General features: G+C 71.7%; 11 protein-coding genes. 1 reads left to right on the top strand and 10 read right to left on the bottom strand.

What is annotated here, in order from left to right; genetic code table 11:
- Positions 1-2 precede the first annotated feature (2 nt).
- The 7 genes from ACIP79_RS38050 to ACIP79_RS38020 form a co-directional block, all read right to left on the bottom strand.
- A complete protein-coding gene (locus tag ACIP79_RS38050; RefSeq protein ID WP_401231372.1) occupies positions 3-4,073 on the bottom strand; it encodes a lipopolysaccharide biosynthesis protein in 4,071 nt (1,356 codons plus the stop codon).
- Positions 4,066-4,887, bottom strand: a complete 822-nt coding sequence (locus tag ACIP79_RS38045; protein ID WP_401231370.1) for a polysaccharide deacetylase family protein — start codon at positions 4,885-4,887, stop codon at positions 4,066-4,068. The genes ACIP79_RS38050 and ACIP79_RS38045 overlap by 8 nt, the downstream gene beginning before the upstream one ends.
- Entirely contained in the window at positions 4,884-5,900 is a 1,017-nt protein-coding gene (locus ACIP79_RS38040; RefSeq protein WP_401231369.1) for a glycosyltransferase family 2 protein, read from the bottom strand. The genes ACIP79_RS38045 and ACIP79_RS38040 overlap by 4 nt, the downstream gene beginning before the upstream one ends.
- Positions 5,897-6,715, bottom strand: a complete 819-nt coding sequence (locus ACIP79_RS38035; RefSeq protein WP_401231366.1) for a glycosyltransferase family 2 protein — start codon at positions 6,713-6,715, stop codon at positions 5,897-5,899. Before ACIP79_RS38035 ends, ACIP79_RS38040 begins: the two co-directional genes overlap by 4 nt.
- Before the next feature lie 368 nt (positions 6,716-7,083).
- Complete coding sequence (locus ACIP79_RS38030; protein WP_401231363.1) at positions 7,084-8,178, bottom strand: GNAT family N-acetyltransferase; 1,095 nt, start codon at positions 8,176-8,178, stop codon at positions 7,084-7,086.
- A gap of 1 nt (position 8,179) precedes the next feature.
- Positions 8,180-8,620 (bottom strand): hypothetical protein, encoded by a 441-nt coding sequence (locus ACIP79_RS38025; RefSeq protein ID WP_401231360.1) that lies wholly within the window; start codon positions 8,618-8,620, stop codon positions 8,180-8,182.
- A gap of 186 nt (positions 8,621-8,806) precedes the next feature.
- Positions 8,807-10,015, bottom strand: a complete 1,209-nt coding sequence (locus tag ACIP79_RS38020; RefSeq protein WP_387186868.1) for a S8 family peptidase — start codon at positions 10,013-10,015, stop codon at positions 8,807-8,809.
- A 310-nt stretch (positions 10,016-10,325) separates the two neighbouring features.
- Between ACIP79_RS38020 and ACIP79_RS38015 the strand changes: the two genes are divergently transcribed.
- A complete protein-coding gene (locus ACIP79_RS38015) occupies positions 10,326-11,135 on the top strand; it encodes an SGNH/GDSL hydrolase family protein (RefSeq protein WP_383684334.1) in 810 nt (269 codons plus the stop codon).
- Positions 11,136-11,196: 61 nt separating this feature from the next.
- Here ACIP79_RS38015 and ACIP79_RS38010 read toward each other — a convergent pair whose 3' ends face one another.
- Genes ACIP79_RS38010 through ACIP79_RS38000 form a run of 3 tightly spaced genes read right to left on the bottom strand, consistent with a single transcriptional unit; the run spans position 11,197 to position 16,337 of the window.
- On the bottom strand, positions 11,197-12,834 hold the full coding sequence (locus ACIP79_RS38010) for a serine/threonine-protein kinase (RefSeq protein ID WP_401231355.1): 1,638 nt from the start codon (positions 12,832-12,834) through the stop codon (positions 11,197-11,199).
- Positions 12,835-12,891: 57 nt separating this feature from the next.
- On the bottom strand, positions 12,892-14,655 hold the full coding sequence (locus ACIP79_RS38005; RefSeq protein WP_401231353.1) for a sulfite exporter TauE/SafE family protein: 1,764 nt from the start codon (positions 14,653-14,655) through the stop codon (positions 12,892-12,894).
- A complete protein-coding gene (locus tag ACIP79_RS38000) occupies positions 14,652-16,337 on the bottom strand; it encodes a hypothetical protein (protein WP_401231350.1) in 1,686 nt (561 codons plus the stop codon). Before ACIP79_RS38000 ends, ACIP79_RS38005 begins: the two co-directional genes overlap by 4 nt.
- Positions 16,338-16,443: the final 106 nt, after the last annotated feature.

Genomic DNA, 16,443 nt, shown 5'->3' with positions numbered 1-16,443 from the left:
GGCTACTTCATCGTCAGGAACCGCTGCACCAGCGAGGCCAGCAGCACCGCCAGCAGGGGCAGCGCGAACCAGAAACTGCTCTGCAGCCAACGGAGTTGCCGTACACTGGGCCGCACGGCCACCCGCACGACCTCCCGCAGGGTCAGCATCAGGATGAGCGAGACGGCCGCGAGCCCGCCCACCACCGACCACGGCGTCCAGGTCACCTGGGGCCCGATCGGACCGGGATCGGCCTTCGGGATCTCGCCCTCGGGCTGCTCGCGCAGGGTGTACACCGTCGCGTCGTCGTTGACGAACACCTTCTTCAGTTCCTGCCGTTGGTCGAGGTTCCTGACGAGCCGCGACTCCCAGGTCGGCGAGTAGCCCACGTCGAGCTGGAGGTAGACCACCTGGCTCCGGTTGATCATCAGGTACGAGTTCGGGCCGGCGTCCCTGAGCGCCTTGACCAGGCTCGACACCAGGACCGGGTCGACGGGCGCCAGCGTGGGAAGGTACTCCACCTTCTCCATGTCCCGCGCGCCCCACGGCATGGCGGGCGTCACGTTCTCGACCGTGTCGTTGCTCATCCACAGCAGGCGTGCGGTCGGATCGTCGTGCGCGTACACGTAGTCCATGGCGGCCACCTCGCCGGGCCTGATCCGCTCGAAGGACTCGTTGCCCCAACGGGCCACCAGGAAGCCGCCCATGAGGACCAGGCCCGCCATGAGGGCCGCGATCGGGGCGAGGCTCACCCGGTCCCGGTCCCGTTCCTTCGCGGTGACGCCGGTGCGCGGGAAGAGCCCGAGTGCGGCGAGCAGGGCCGCGCCGGGCAGCGCGAACATGAAGACACGCAGGGCCATCTCGCCGCCGTACGACTGCATGCCGAAGCCCAGGAACGGCACGAAGGTGAGGACGAGCAGCGAGCGTTCGCGGTACTTGTTCTCCCGTCGGCGCCACCAGCCGTAGCAGGCGAAGGCCATCACGCCGCCGGCCAGCAGGACCCGCGCGTAGAGGACGAGTTTGTGGGTCGAACTGCCGCCCTCGATACGGCCGGAGACCGACGAGGACACATTGCCGCCGACGCCGCCGATCCCGCCGAACAGTTCGTCGAAGTGGCCCGACCAGTACGGCTCGGCCATGAAGCCGACCCAGGCGGCGACCAGCACGGCGAACAGGATCGGCAGGCCGCGCAGTTCGGAGCGGCCGACGAGGACGAGGGCCGCGAGGACGCCCAGCATCACGAACGGCGTGAGCTGGTGCGCGGGGACGGTCACCGCGAACAGGCCGATCAACACCACGAGCAGCACTGCCTGTTGGCGGCGGTCCGCCGGCTCGACCTCCGCCTCGCCCGGCCGCCTCCTGGTCCACAGCACGCGCGGAGCACGGAACCAGACGAGCAGGATCGCCACGAAGGTGAGATACAGCAGATACGTGAAGCCCTGCGGGGAGAAGTAGTCCTGGCCCACCCAGCCGCTGAGCACGAAGATCCAGATGCCGGTCCACTTGGCGCGCCAGCTCGCCCGCATCGACCGTACGAGCAGGAACATCGGTGCCAGATAAAGGAGTTGAATGGTGAGCGGCCACCAGCGGATCACCTCGGTGAGGTCGGTGACCCCGCAGGCCTTCGCGAGGAACGCGATCACCGCGAAGAAGCCCGGCCAGCTCCAGCGGGCGTCCAGGTCGGGTACGGCGGATCCGGTGCGGTCGATGTAGTCCAGGAACCCGAGATGCTGCCAGGCCGTCGCGAACCTCGGCTCGGTCTCGATCACCGCCGGAAGCGCGTGCAGGGAGACCACCGTGGCGAGCAGGGTCACCAGGAGGAGCGCCCTGTGCTCCCGGGCCCTCCAGAGCAGTGAGGCGAACACGGTGACCAGCAGGGCGGCGCCGACGAGGGTCGGCAGCGGCAGCACCGAGACGAGGCCGAGGCCGCCCATCCGGTCGAGGGCGGCGTCGTCGAGGCTCAGCACGGGTGCCCAGTAGAGGAGCAGTGCGGAGGCCAGCAGGAAACCCAGGAGCACTCCCGGTCCGGACGGGTGTGTCAGGCGCCGGCGCAGGGAGAGGGGCGGGGGCGGGCCGTCCGCCGGGCGCGGCGCCACCGGGGCGGGCCGCACCCATCCGGCCAACTCTCCGGGCATCGCGCTACCGGCCCCCAAGGAGACACCTTCCGCTTCCGAGGACTCGCTACGGGAACCTTCCGACCCGGTGGCCCGGCTACGGGAACCCTCCGACCCGGTGGCCCGGCTACGGGAACCCTCCGCCCCCGTGGCCCGGCTATCAGAACCCTCCGTCCCCGAGGACTCGCCCCGACCGTCCGCCGCCTTCTCCGTCCCCTCCGCCTCCTCCGCCTCCTCCGTCCCGGAGCGGGTGTCCTCCGCCTCCTCCCTCCGGGACTCCTCCTTCGTGAACTCCTCCTCGCTGAAGGGCGCGTCCACCTCCGGCGCCTCCGCGGGGCCGAGTGATGCCTCCGAACCCGGCTCCCGCGCCTCGACGGGCAGCCCGACCGACGGCCTTCCGAGGGCCCACGTCGGGCGGTGGTCCGGCCGCACCCGGGGCGTCCCCGTGGGCGGCGTCCCCGGTCCCGGCCGCACGTCCGGCCGGCGCTCCAGGTGGTCGAAGTCGACGTGGACGCCCAGGGCGAGGGTGTCGGAGTCCAGCGCCCAGGCGGGCCCGCGCCGGGGCGCCGGTACCTCGCGCGTCCCCAGGTCGGCGAGGTCCCCGTCCGGGGCGGCGCCCGCGGGCACCTCGGCGGGCGCGGCCCGCAGGATCCGGTAGAGCCGGGGCGCGGCGATGGCCACGATCACGGCGAGGCTGACGACCTCGGCGACACCCGCGCCGGTCAGGCCCATGCGGGGCAGCAGGATCACCGTCAGCCCGAGCACCAGAGTGCACAACAGGCCCTGCAACCAAGCGAGTCCGGCCGTACGGCTCTGGGCGCGCAGGACCGCGAAGTACGTCTCCATGACGACTCGGAGCAGACCCCCGACGGCGAACCAGCGCAGCAGCGGGGTCGCCGCGTCCGCGTAGGCCTGGCCGAAGACGCGCAGGATGAGCGGCGCGCCGAGGAACAGCAGCGCGCCCACCGGCAGCATGATCCGCGCCATCCGCCTGAGCGCGGCCCGGGTGTTCGCGGCGAGGCGCGCCGGGGCGTGCGAACCCTCGACGGTGAGCGAGGCGCCCATGTTGATGGCGAGCAGGTTGACCGTGCCGCCTATGGTCGCGGTGATGTAGAAGTACGCGTTGTCGGCGGAGCTGACCTGCGAGGCGACGATGACCGGTACGAGGTAGACCACGGCGAGCGAGAACAGCGAGCCGGTGTAGTCGCCCGCGAGGAAGCGCCCGATCTCCCTCGTCGAGGGCGGCTCCGCGTCCTCGCCGGTCGCCTTCACGTGACGGGGGACCAGTCGCCGGAAGACCAGCCAGCCCAGCGGCACCGTGGACACGGCGATCGCCGCGACCCACGACACGAAGACACCGGTCGCGGGGACGGCGGCGGCGACGGCGACCAGCAGCACCAGCTTCACCGCCGAGAACACCGTGTTGCCCACCGGCACCCACAGCGCGCTGCGCAGACCGGTCAGCACCCCGTCCTGGAGCGTCAGCAGCGACCAGGCGACCACGGCGAGCACGAAACCGACGCCGGCCACCGGTCCGTGCAGGAACCGGTACGAGGGTCCCCACACGCTCAGGGTGAGCAGGAAGACGACGGCGGCCAGCGCCACCACCACCGAACTGCCCGCGTACGTACGGAGGATGAGGCGTCCGGTGGAGCGCCCGGCGACCGGGATGAAGCGGGCCAGCGCGCCCGTCAGCGTCACCGCGGTGAGTCCCGCGAGCAGCTTCATCGCGGCGATCGCCGCCGAGCCCTGGCCGACCGCCGTCTCGGAGTAGTAGCGGGCGGCGACCAGCCAGTAGCCGAGCCCGAGCACCGCGGAGATACCGGTGTTGAGCATCAGGGCGTAGGCGTTGCGGAACAGCTGGTTCCCCCCGCTCCCGCCCCGGCCTCGGCCGGGCAGACGGAGGCGGCGGCCCGTGCGCTGTGCGGGCGCCTCGGTCGTCGGCGAAGAGGTGTGCGCTGTGGTCGTCGTGTCAGACACGGGTACGGATGGCCTTTCGGCGGACCTGTCGTGCTCTTCGGACCACGGCGTACCCCTTGGTGAGGGCGCGGTCCCTGGCGAAGTTGAGGGCGATCGCGCGGCCTTGGACCAGCCGTTCGAACTCCTCGATACCGGTGCCGCGGCGCACGGTGACGCGCCGCAGGGCGTACGGCCCCTGACGGCGGTGCGCCAGCGCGTTGCCGACGGCGAGCGCCTGGTCGAAGCCCGCCTCGCGCACCGCGCGGCGCACCCGCGGGCTGGAGTAGCCGTACGGGTACGCGAACGACGCGGGCCGGCCGCCCAGTTCGTCCGCGACGATCTCCCGGCAGCGTGTCACCTCGGACCGCAGCTCCTCGTCGCCGAGCTGGTCCAGCTGGGGATGCGTGTGGCTGTGCCCGCCGATCTCCACCTGCTCGGCGGCGAGTCGGCGCACCTGGTCCCAGTCCAGCATGGTGTCGAGGCCGCCTCCGGTGTCGTACGCGCCCCTGAGCCAGCCCGTCGACACGAACAGTGTGGCGGCGAAGCCGTGTTCGGCGAGCACGGGCAGTCCGTGGCGGTGCACGCCCTCGTAGCCGTCGTCGAAGGTGACCAGGACGGGCCGCCGAGGGAGTGTTCCGCCCTCCCGCCAGCACGCGCCCAGACGGGCGGTGCTGACGGGTGTGAACCCCTGTTCGCCGAGCAGGCCCATCTGCTCGGCGAAGGCTTCGGGGGTGACGGACAGCTCGCGCGTCGCGTCGGTCGGCTCCCGAGCGATCGAGTGGTACATGAGGATCGGCACAGCTCCTCTCATGCCGGTCGGCACAGCTCGACTCATGCCGCGGCCTCCTTGCCGTCGGTCGTCGGGGACGGGACCCCCTCGATCTCCACGACGGAGAAGGTGGCGCCGCCCGCGCGCGCCCGGATGCTCCCGAGTGCGTACCCGCCCGCCGCCGTCAGCACTCCGGTGACGATGGCGACCGCACGGCCGGCGCCGCCCGGACGGCCCAGCACCGTGTCCCGCAGCCCGCGCGCGACCCCGGCGGGCAGCACCCGGGTGGTGTAGCGGCGCTCGGACTCAAGTCCCCTGCCCGCGCCGACACTTCGGGCGACAAGGGCCTTGGAGAGCCCTTCGGCGTAGGTGCGGGTGCGGAAGTACGCGAAGTGCTCGCGCACCGGCGGCACCCGGTGGTGGATCACCGCACGGTCGTCGATCAGCAGGATCGCGTCGGGCCGGGCCCGGGTGAGGCGGATGCACAGCTCCGTCTCCTCGCAGCCCAGCGGACGCTTGTCGCCGTCGCGCCCGATGCCCGTCGCGAAACCGCCCGCCGCGTCGAACGCGGTGCGGCGGAAGGAGGCGTTGCCGCCGAGGACGTTACGGACCCGCACCCGGCCCGGGGGCAGCCCTTTGTACGTGCAGCCCACCACCCAGTCGAACTCCTCGGGGAACCAGGCGGGTCGGCGGCCCGACGCCCAGATCGGCATCGTACGGCCGCCGACGGCCATGACACGCGGATCGTCGTACCCCGCGGCGAAGTGCCGCAGCCAGTCCCGTTCGGCCACGGCGTCGTCGTCGAGGAAGGCGATGATCTCGCCGCGTGCGACGGAGATCCCGGTGTTGCGGCCCGCGGACAGGCCACGGGGGCCCGCGTTGGCGAGCACCCGCACGTCGTCGGCCTCCTTGAACTCCCGGTTCAGGCGGTCGAGGAGCGTGGCGTTGTGATCCACCACCAGGAGTGTCTCCCGGGCGGGCAGGGACTGCGCCCGCACCGAGGAGACCGCCGCGAGGATGTCCTCCCAGCGGTCCTCGGTGTAGACGCAGACCACCACGGAGATGGACTGCTCGCTCAAGACACCTCGCCCCGGGCCGAGTTGAGCTGAGCGGCGTGCGGTGTGCGGCGCAGCGCACGGCGGTTGGAGCGCTCCCCCAGGATCACCTTGAGCACCCGGAGTCCGTCCCGCACGGCTCGCAGATTGCTCGACCCGTGGATGCGGAGGTACTCGTGGCTCGGGATCTCCTGGACCTTCAGGCCCGCCTTGACGACCCGGATGTTCATCAGGGTCTCCACCTCGAAGCCGGTGCAGTCGAGGTCGATCTTGTCCAGGCAGTGTCGCCAGAACGCGTTGTACCCGTAGCAGAGGTCGGTGTAGCGGGCGCCGAACTTGGCGTTGACGGTGGCGCACAGCACGTGGTTGCCGAGCTTGCGGATCGGCGTCATGTCGGACGTGCCGCCGCCGTTGGCGAACCGCGAGCCCTTGGCGAAGTCCGCCCCCGACACCAGTGCGGAGACGTACGACACGATCTCGCTGCCGTCGGCCGAGCCGTCCGCGTCGACCATCACGATGATGTCGCCGGTGCACGCCTCGAAACCGGTGATCAGGGCATCCCCCTTGCCCTTGCCGAGCTGTTTGACGACCTTCACGTCGGGCCGGAGTTCACGGGCCACTTCGACGGTGTTGTCGGTGGAATTGCCGTCGACGAGAACCACTTCGTGAATCCAGCCCGGAAGTGTCTTGAAGACATAGGGGAGATTCTCGGCCTCGTTCATGGCCGGAATCACCACGCTCACCGGAGGCGTTATCGCCAGGTGAGAGGAGATGGGCCGGTACTTTCCGGCCGTGGTCGGATCATCGCCCGAAACCGCTGGGCGCAGGACTGAGCTCATGAGTCTGGTCCCTCTCGTCCGGTGGACCGCCCGCCCCTGGGCGGTCCGGCTCTTTGTCCGGTTCGAAAGGGGGGTTCTCACTTACGGCATGCCGAAATAGATCTCCGTACCTGCCGGGTGAGCTGGCAAAACTGCCGGCTTCCGGAATCGGAAGCCGGGCGCGCGGACGACTCGGCACAACTGGTCACCGAGCACGGCACCCCCCTACCGCGCCCCGCCCCGGGCCATCGTCGCGATCTTGAGCCCTCCCCTAGATCGCATATACGTTGATGAACCGATGCGGGTGAGATGTACGACGGTATTGATGAATGAGACCGTATGGCAAGACCTGGAACGAGGCCTCACGTTTTTGTTGGTTTGACCGTTACCTAACCCCTCGAACGGATCTTGCCCACCCGTTTGAGTATCCTGTCGACCGGTTCGAACAGTTCCGGCCTTGCCAGCACCGCATTGCGCAGTGCCCGGACCGGCGCGCGGCGCGCTCTGTGTCCGATGGCGATCGGGTGACGTCGAGTCACCCACCCCTCGGAAACGGTGAGTTCCCGTGTCTTCAGGGAGTCCTTGTATTCCTTCTGGCCGCGCCCAAGATCCAGATAGGCGATTCCGTCGGCGGCGGCGGCCTCGGCCATCCGCAAATGCAGGATCAGGCCGGGCGAGTATTTCGAGAACGCCGGATCGTACGCCGGGAACCAGCAGGCGAGCACCCGCTCGGAGCGCAGCCCGAAATGCGCGGCCACCGGCCGGCCTTCCGCGTACAGCACCGACAGGATCCCCGCGAACTGCCCGGAGCGGGTGTGGAAGAGCTGCTCCACCAGCCGGCTGATCCAGGGGTGCGCGAAGCGGTCGCTGCGCCCGGTCCTGCGGTACTGCGCCGACTTCCAGCCCATCAGGGTGCGCAGTGCCTCGGGATCGCGCTCGTCGTGGACGTAGCGCATGCCGTCGAAGTCCCGGCCGAGCCTGCGCTCCTTGGCCAGCGTCGACTTCGTGAACTTCGGCGAGCGCTCGCGCAGTTGGCGCAGATACGTCTCGTAGCCCTGGTCGACGTCGATGACCGGGGAGGGGAAGGTGCCGGAGGCTCCCGCCCCGAACGGCTCCTGTCCTTCCACCAGATGGTCGAACTCCCACACGGCGAGCCCGCAGGCCCGCAGCAGTTCCCGGGCGTCCCAGGTGAAGCCGGGCCGGTGCACGATCCCCTGGCAGTCGGAGACGCCGAGGCCGACGGCGCGGCCGATGCCGGTGCCGGTGCGCTGGAACGGGAAGTAGGCCACTCCCTCGCCGTCCTCCCGGACCACCGCGATCCGCACGCCGCGCCGGCAGCGGCCCGCCGCGAGCGTGAACTCGGGGGACAGGAAGGGGTTCGCCAGTTCGGGCGAGCCGTTCAGATGGGCCTTCGCCTGGAAGGCGGTCCATGTCGCCCGGTCGGCGGCGGTCAGCTCACCGGGGCGGTACACGCTGATGTCCACGTCAGGAGTCCCGCTTTCCGGATCGCTCTCCGGCGGTACGGCCGTGCGTGCGCCGTACCGACGCCAGCAGGAGCGTGAGAGTGCTGATCGCGGTCACGGCCACGATGCCCCCGGTCGTCGACCACTGGTGCAGGGCCAGCATGCCTTGGGCCACCAGCATGTTGACGGCCACTGCCGCGGCGACCGACACCAGCAGCCGGCTGAAGGGTTCGAGGCCGCGCAACGCGGCGGCGACGGCCGTCGACGGCGCGGCGAGCAGGAAGAACAGGGTGAACGGAGCGCGCAGCGGCGACTCCACGTCGGCGAGCGCGAGCACCGCGCCGACCACCGCGACGACGGTCGCGGCGCCCCCGAGCAGCGGCAGCAGGTCCCTCCCCGGATCCCGCCCCGTCTCCTGCGTGCTGTCTGACGTAGATGTCCTGATGCGTCGTATGGTCTGCATTGGCGACTTTGCCCCCCGAAGCGCCGGATGCCGGGCTTCAATGTCGCGCAGCGTACGGCGGGCCGTCAAGATGCGGAAGCTGTTCGCAGGACTCACCTCCGCACGGAGACACCAGTTCCCCGAAAGCGCGTCCGCTTCCGGGGAACTGCCGTACGGGTCAGGCGAGTTGGGGAGCCCGCCGGGGTGCTACGGGACGATCTTGAGGAGCTTGTTCGGTGAGCCGGTGCCGGGGCTGGTGACCACGTTGGACGTGGCGCCGTTCACCAGGGCGGTGGAGACCTGCGCCGGGGTGGCGGAGGTGTGGCCCGCGAGGTAGACGGCGGCCGCGCCCGCGACGTGCGGCGTGGCCATCGACGTACCCGAGAGCGTGGCGGTGGCGGTGTCGCTGGTGTTGTACCCGGCGATGATCGAGGAGCCGGGGGCGAAGATGTCCAGGACCGAGCCGTAGTTGGAGTAACTGGCCCTGGCGTCCGTGCTGGTGGTGGCGCCGACCGTGATCGCGGCGGCGACCCGGGCGGGGGAGTACGAGGAGGCGTTGGCGCTGCTGTTGCCCGCCGCGACCGCGTAGGTCACGCCGCTCGCTATGGAGTTCGCCACGGCCGTGTCCAGCGTGGTGGAGGCGCCACCGCCGAGGGACAGGTTGGCGACCGAGGGACCGCTGTGGTTGCTGGTCACCCAGTTGATGCCCGCGATGACGCCCGCGGTGGTGCCCGAGCCGGCGTTGTCGAGCACCCGGACCGCCACGATCTTCGCCTTCTTGGCGACGCCGTAGGTCGAGCCCGCGATGGTGGTGGCCACATGGGTGCCGTGGCCGTTGCCGTCCTGCGCCACGGTGTCGCCGTCGACGGCGTCGTAGCCGTTGGTGGCGCGTCCGGCGATCTGGGTGTGTGTGATGCGTACGCCGGTGTCGATGACGTACGCGGTCACCCCGGAGCCCGCCGTGTCGGGGTAGGTGTACGTGGTGGAGAGCGGCAGCGCCGCCTGGTCGATGCGGTCCAGGCCCCAGGGGGCGCTGGTCTGCGTGGTGTCGGTGACGTGCACCGTCTGGTTCTGCTCGACCGTGGCGACGGCCGGGTCGGCGGCGAGTCTCGCGGCCTCCTGGGCCGAGAGCGTGGCGGTGTAGCCGTTCAGCGCGGCGCCGAACGTCTTCCTCACCGTGCCGCCGTACTCGCTGATCAGGCCCTTGCCCTCGCTGGAGGAAGCCTTGAAGCCGGCGGTCTTCTTGAGCGTGACGATGTAGCTGTCCTTGACGGCTGTGGGGGAGCCGGCGGCCAGGACCGTGCCCGTCGCCGGGGCGGCCTGGGCGGGGAGTGCGGTGAGGCCGCCCACGAGGGCGGCGGTCGCCACGGTGGTTATCGCGGCGATCCTGATCTTCTTGCTACGCAGTTGTGCCATTACGAGGGAGTCCTCCTCGGGCGGCGGCGCCTGGGTGGGGCGCGCGCTGTGTGGGGGTGCGCGGTGATCGGCGCACAGCCCGGAGTGTCGCGTTCCACTCGGGGCCCGGGTAAAGACTCGGTGATCTCCCCCGGCGGCTCAAGGGAGTTGGGACCTTGTCACGACTCTGTCATGAGCACGCAATCAAATTCATGGTGAACACACAGGGTGGAGCCCGGAAAGGGCCCGAAAGTTCTGGCATGGACACTTCCTGTCAACACGCGTAGCTGGTACGAAAGTTATGGCAGAGATCCTGCTAAACGGAGGTTCCATGAGACGTTCCCGAATTACGGCATACGTGACCTCACTCCTCCTCGCCGTCGGTGCTGCCCTGACCGGCGCGGCGACGGCGCAGGCGTCCCCAGCCCTTGCGGCCACCGGCTATGTGGCCCTGGGCGACTCCTACTCCTCGGGCGTCGGTGCGGGCAGCTACATCAGCTCCAGCGGCGACTGCAAGCGCAGCACGAAGGCGTACCCCTACCTCTGGGCGGCCGCCAATTCACCCTCGTCGTTCAGTTTCACGGCTTGCTCCGGCGCTCGTACGGGTGATGTCGTCGCCAACCAGTTGACCCCTCTCAACTCCACCACCGGCCTCGTCTCCGTCAGCGTCGGAGGCAACGACGCGGGCTTCGCCGACGTCATGACGACGTGTGTGCTCCAGTCCGAGAGCTCCTGCCTCGCGCGGATCGCCACCGCGCGGGCGTACGTCGACTCGACACTCCCCGGCAAGCTCGACACCGTCTACTCGGCGATCAGCGCGAAGGCCCCGTCCGCCCATGTGGCCGTCCTGGGATACCCCCGCTTCTACAAGCTCAACGGCAGCTGCCTGACCGGTCTCTCGGAGGCCGAGCGAGCCGCTATCAACGGCGCCGCCGACTACCTGAACAGCGCGATCGCCAAGCGTGCCGCCGACCACGGCTTCACCTTCGGCGACGTCAGGGGCACCTTCACCGGCCACGAGATCTGCTCGGGCAGCGCATGGCTGCACAGCCTGAACCTGCTGAACATCGGTGAGTCCTACCACCCGACGGCGTCCGGACAGTCCGGCGGCTACCTGCCGGTCTTCAACGGCCTGGCCTGACCCGACCTGGGCGCTGTCCGGGCCGCACCCCGCCGGTGCGGAGTGCGCGGCCGGACGGCGCCTAAGGAGACGCGGAGGCGGAGGCGGAAGCCTCGCCGGTCGGGCTCTGTGTCACGCAGGCCACCGTGAACGGCACCGAGTTGGACCGCACGTGCACGGGACCGCGGACCTCCACACCGATCTCGTTCTCGTACGTCCCCGACTCGTCGTACGTCGTCACCACGACCGTCACCTGCCGGGTCCTGCCGCCGCTCGCGGGGAACGACAGGGTCTTCCAGCCCGGGTCGGACACCTGACCGGTCTTCGTCACCCAGCGGTACGCGACCTCCGCGGGCACCCGCCCGACCGTGAACGTCGCCGTGAACGTGGGCGCCTGCGCGTCCGGAGGCGGACAAGCGCCGGAGTACTCGGTGTGCGCCCCCGCGACCGTCACCCGCACGAACTGCGCGGGCGGCGCCGTGGTCGTGCGGCTCTCACCGGGCGACGCGGTGGAGGAGGGGCTCCGGGTGCTCGCACCCGGGTCGCCGCCGCCGTCATCGTCGTCACCCGTGTCCGAACTCGCCCCGCCCGCGCCGTTGTTCGTGTCGCCACTGCTGACCTTGTCCGCGCCGTCGCCACCCTTGTCACGGTTCAGCAGCGCGTACGTCAGCCCTCCCAGCGCCAGTGCGAGGGCCACCATCCCCGCGATCAGGACGACGGCGGCACGGCGGTTGCGGTCGGGCTCCGCCGCGCCGCCGGCCGAGGCGACGGTGGCGTCGGCCGGCCGGTACGGCATCGCCGGTGTCGGACCGGAAGGAGACCGCGGGAAGGCGGCGAGCGTAGGCGCCTCGGGGATCACGGGCGGCGGCCCGAAACCCGCGGCGGCGAGGGTGCCGCCGGCCGCGACGATCCGCAGGTCGTGCTCGGCCCGCTCGGAACTCAGGCGCTCGGCCGGGTCCTTGGCCAGCAGCCCTTCGATGACCGGCCCGAGCGGGCCCGCCCGGTGCGGCGGCGGCAACGGCTCGTCGACGATGGCCCGCAGGGTGCTGAGCGGAGTGTTCTGCCGGAAGGGCGAGTTGCCCTCGACCGCCGCGTACAGCAGCACGCCGAGCGACCACAGGTCCGACTCGGGCCCGGGGGTACGGCCCAACGCCCGTTCGGGGGCGAGGAATTCGGGCGAGCCGATGACCTCGCCGGTCATGGTCAGCGCGGAACTGCCCTCGACCATGGCGATCCCGAAGTCCGTCAGCACGATCCTGCCGTCGTTCGACATCAGGACGTTGCCCGGCTTCACGTCGCGGTGCAGCACCCCGGCCTCGTGCGCGGCCCGCAGCGCGGCGAGCACCTCGACGCCGATGTGCGCGGCCCGTCGCGGCGGGAGCGGCCCCTCCGCGTCCAGCAGATCGGAGAGGGCGATGCCCCGGATCAGCTCCATCACGATCCACGGGCGGCCGTCGTCGGTGGCCACGTCGTACACCGTGACCACGTTGTGGTTCGTGATGCGGGCCGCCGCCCACGCCTCGCGCTCCAGCCGCGCGTACATCCGCTCCGCGTCGTACGCCGGGATCCCGCCGGGCGCGCGGACCTCCTTCACCGCGACCTCGCGCTGGAGCACCTCGTCGCGGGCACGCCACACCGTGCCCATGCCGCCCTCGCCCAGCGGCGACAGCAGCCGGTAGCGCCCCGCGATCACACGTTCACCGCTCTGCCCCTCGGACACGGGTGTCCCCCCATTCGTATCCGCCGCGCATCCGCGTGATTTCCTCCCAAAAGTAACTCAGCCGAGTACGGATGCCGCCCCCCTGAACACCAATCCAGCCCCAAGGGCGACGACCACCAACGCCGATGCCAGCGGTGCCGTCCCGCGCAGCAGGGTCACCACGGGGCCGCCCGCCCACCGCGGGCGCCGTTCCAGCGCCCGGTTCACGCCGTCGCCCAGCTTCACGACGGCGAACCCGGCCGCCGTGAGCGTCAGGGCGAGCCCGACGCCGTACGCGAGGACGAGGAGCAGCCCGAACCAGGCCTGCCCCAGGGCCGCGGCGCCCACCAGGACGACCACGGCGGACGGACTGGGCACCAGCCCCCCGGCGAAGCCGAGCAGGATCGTGCCGCGCAGAGTGGGGGCGGTGGGGTGGGTGTGGGTGAAGCCGCCGTGGGTGTGTTCGAGGAGACGGGGCGTCCGGTTCGGCTGGGGGACGGTCGCACGCGGGCGGGCAGGGGATGCCTTGCGGGTGGCCACCGCCGTGGACGCGTGGGCGTGCGCGAGCACCAGGTGACGCTCGCGCTGCTCCGAGTGCGGGTGTTCGTGCGGGTGTTCGTGGTCGTGCGGGTGCTCCGTGTGCGTGTGGTCGTGGTTCTCGGCGTGCGGGTGACCGTGACCGTGGCCGTGCGCGTGATCGTGCGGGTGGCCGTGGCCGTGGCCGTGGCCGTGGCCGTGGTCGTGCGGGTGGTCGTCCCCGTGGTCGTGCGTGGGCGCGGGTCCGGGGGAGTGCCCTTGGCCGGGCGACCGGTTGCGCCAGGCACGGCGTACGAGGGTGGCGCCCGCCAGCGTCACCAGGAGCCCGCTGGTGACGCCCAGCCAGGCGATCACGGAGGGCGCTGCGGCCGAACCGGCCGTGATCATGAGACCGAGCGCGACCACCCCCAGCGTGTGGGTGACCGTCACCGAGGCGGCGAGCGGCAGTACGTCACGCAGGCCCGCCCGGCCCCCACGGGCGGCGGCCGTCGCCGCCATCAGCGTCTTGCCGTGGCCCGGCGCGAGCGCGTGCATGGCACCGAGACCCACCGCGATGAGCAGCGCGAGAGCGGCGAAACCGACGGTCAGGTCGTGCCGGGCCACCAGGGAGTCGAGGGCGCGCGTCCAGCGGTCGGCGCCGCGCGGGAGGACCGAATCGGCGGGCGCGGCACGGTCGTTGTCGACCAGGGCGGGCCCACCGGCCCGCACCCGCAGGGACGCGGACGCGGTGTCGGCCGGCGAGGAGAGCAGTTCCCGCGGGTACTCGGTGAGCTGCCGGGACACCGACTCCCGCGGTACGTCCGAGGAGTCCAGCGTCATCCGGTCGCCCCGGGCGGTGATCTCCCGCCAGCCGGGCCCCTTGTCGGCCCCCGCTCCCCGGAACCCGATGTCCATGGCGTCCTGTCGGGGGAGCTTCGCCGTCAACCGGCACTCCACGCGCAGGGTGTCCAAGCCCGCTTGCCCGGGCCGCACCCGCGCGACGCTCGTGCCGACGGTGAGCGGGACCTCGTCGCCGCCGACGGCCACCCTGCTGTCCCGCGCGGCGCTCTCGCACCGCTCCCGGGCCCAGGCGGTCAGGCCGAGCTCCTTGATCCGCGGCCCGGCCTGGGTGGCGGGGATCTCGGCGAGGTCCTCGACGTGGTCGACGCCGAGCAGGCCGGGCGCGACGACCAGGCCGTCGTAACGGTTCACGGTGAAGTTGCCGAGCGGGTGGGCGCTCGCCTGTCCGGAGGGGACGAGGACGAGCGCGCAGGCGGCGGCGAGGACGGCCGCGCAGGAGCCGAACACGCGGCGGATACGCGTCACTTGACGGCCTCCAGAGCCTCGCGGGCCTGCGCGGCGCCGAGCGGCGAGAAGCCCGGGTTCAGGCCGTGGGCCGAGTTCAGGGAGGCGCGGGCCTCCTTCTCGTGGCCGGTGGCGCGCTCGATCATGCCGCGGTGGTAGAGGAAGGAGGCGTTGCGATAGCCGGTGGCGGTCGCTTCGCGGGCGTACGGCAGGGCCTCCTCGTCCTGGCCGTCGACGTGCAGCGCCCAGGCGAGGGCGTCTGCGGTGTGCACGGTGTGCCGGCGGTCCCACTCGGCGCGGGCCGCCTTCAGCGCGGCCTTCCGGTCACCGTGGTCGGCGGCGGCCAGCGCGGTGTCCAGGTCGGCGTTGACGCCGTTGGCGCGGGCCAGCGACACCCACGCGTCCACCAGGGCGTACTGGTCGCGGGCCTTCTCCGCGTCGCCCTCCTCGCCGCGCGCCTCGTACAACTCGCCCAGCTCGACGAGCGGTTGGGGCAGCGGATAGCGCTCCACGACCTGTTCCATGCCGGTGATCGCCGCCGCGTCGTCACCCTGGGCGGCCTGGGTGCGGGCGCGGCCCTCCAGCGCCGGGAGGTAGGTGTCGTCGGCGGCGAGCGCGCGGGCGTAGTAGGTGAGCGCCTCGTCGTACTCGCCCTGGTTCCAGGCGAGTTGACCGAGCGCGGAGGCCACGTAGGTGACGTCGCCGCGCGTGGTCGCCGTGTCCAGCGCCTGCTCCAGGACACGGCGGGCGGTCTTCACGTCGCCGCGCAGCTCCTGGACGTAGGCGTACCGGGTGAAGACGGGGACGCCCGGTCGGCGTGAGTCGGCAGTGTCGGCGGCCTTCGCGGCGTCCTGGTAGCGGCCCAGTTCGACGAGGGCGTCGATGCGCGTGGCGAGGGCGCGTTCGCTGTACGGATTCTGCTTCAGCGCCAGCTCCGCGTACTTCAGGGCGCCGGTGAAGTCGTGCCGCGCGGCGGCCAGGGCGGCGCGGCCCGCGAGCGCGGGGTCGTTGTCCGGGCGCAGCCGCAGGGACCGGTCGAGTGCCTGCTGCGCCTGTGGGTACCGCGAGGGGTCGCCCATCGTGCGGGCCTGCTCGATGTAGGCGAGTCCGAGCGTCGACCAGCTCCCGAAGTCCTGCGGCTGGGAACGGAGATGGGCCTGCAGCGAGGAGATGCCCGCGTCGAGGTCCCCGCCGGCGAGCAGCTGCGGGGACACCCCGGCGGCGACCGCCACGCCGGCCGCTCCGCCGTCGTCCCGCAGGGCGCCGGTCACGATGGCCCCGGCGGTGAGAGCCACGGCCAACGCGGTCGCACAGAAAGCGAGTTGGGCCGCCCGCCAGCGCCTGCCGGACTCCGAAAGCCGCCGGACGGCGGCGACACGCGGGTCGGCGATGTCACCGGGTCCGTCGACGGACGCGTCTGCGGATACCGGGTCCGGCGCGTCCGCCTCGGGCTGGGGCTCTGCTTCGGGCCGGGGCTCGGTCTCGGCGGTGGGCTCCGCCTGGTCCGTTGGCTCGGCCTCGGCGTTGGGCTCCGACTGCTCCGTTGGCTCCGCCTCGGCGTTGGGCTCCGACCGGCCCGTGGGTTCCGCCTCGGACCGGGAAGCCTTCGGCGTGGACGCGTCGGACCCGGGCGTCTCGGTGCGGTGGACAGGGCCGTCGCCGCGCTCGCTCTCCGGTGCGCCGTCGTTCGTACGCGGGGGCATGCCCTCTCCTCAAAGTCCTTGTTGCGAACGGTCGTTGCGGGGGCGGGGTGGCGCGGCCCACGCCGTGGGGGACGAGTACGCGCGGGCCGCGCCAGTCGGTGGGCCG

Source organism: Streptomyces sp. NPDC088747 (assembly GCF_044751025.1).
In the GTDB taxonomy this organism is placed as follows: Bacteria; Actinomycetota; Actinomycetes; order Streptomycetales; family Streptomycetaceae; genus Streptomyces.
The sequence above is the reverse complement of the archived record's forward strand: the minus strand, read 5'-3'. Positions and strand labels throughout refer to the sequence as shown.

What these genes read in the sequence shown, in the direction of transcription:
- ACIP79_RS38000 (WP_401231350.1), bottom strand. Translation starts at nt 16,337, where the DNA reads ATGCCCCCGCGTACGAACGACGGCGCACCGGAGAGCGAGCGCGGCGAC.
- ACIP79_RS38025 (WP_401231360.1), bottom strand. Translation starts at nt 8,620, where the DNA reads ATGCAGACCATACGACGCATCAGGACATCTACGTCAGACAGCACGCAG.
- ACIP79_RS38035 (WP_401231366.1), bottom strand. Translation starts at nt 6,715, where the DNA reads ATGAGCTCAGTCCTGCGCCCAGCGGTTTCGGGCGATGATCCGACCACG.
- ACIP79_RS38020 (WP_387186868.1), bottom strand. Translation starts at nt 10,015, where the DNA reads ATGGCACAACTGCGTAGCAAGAAGATCAGGATCGCCGCGATAACCACC.
- ACIP79_RS38045 (WP_401231370.1), bottom strand. Translation starts at nt 4,887, where the DNA reads ATGAGTCGAGCTGTGCCGACCGGCATGAGAGGAGCTGTGCCGATCCTC.
- ACIP79_RS38015 (WP_383684334.1), top strand. Translation starts at nt 10,326, where the DNA reads ATGAGACGTTCCCGAATTACGGCATACGTGACCTCACTCCTCCTCGCC.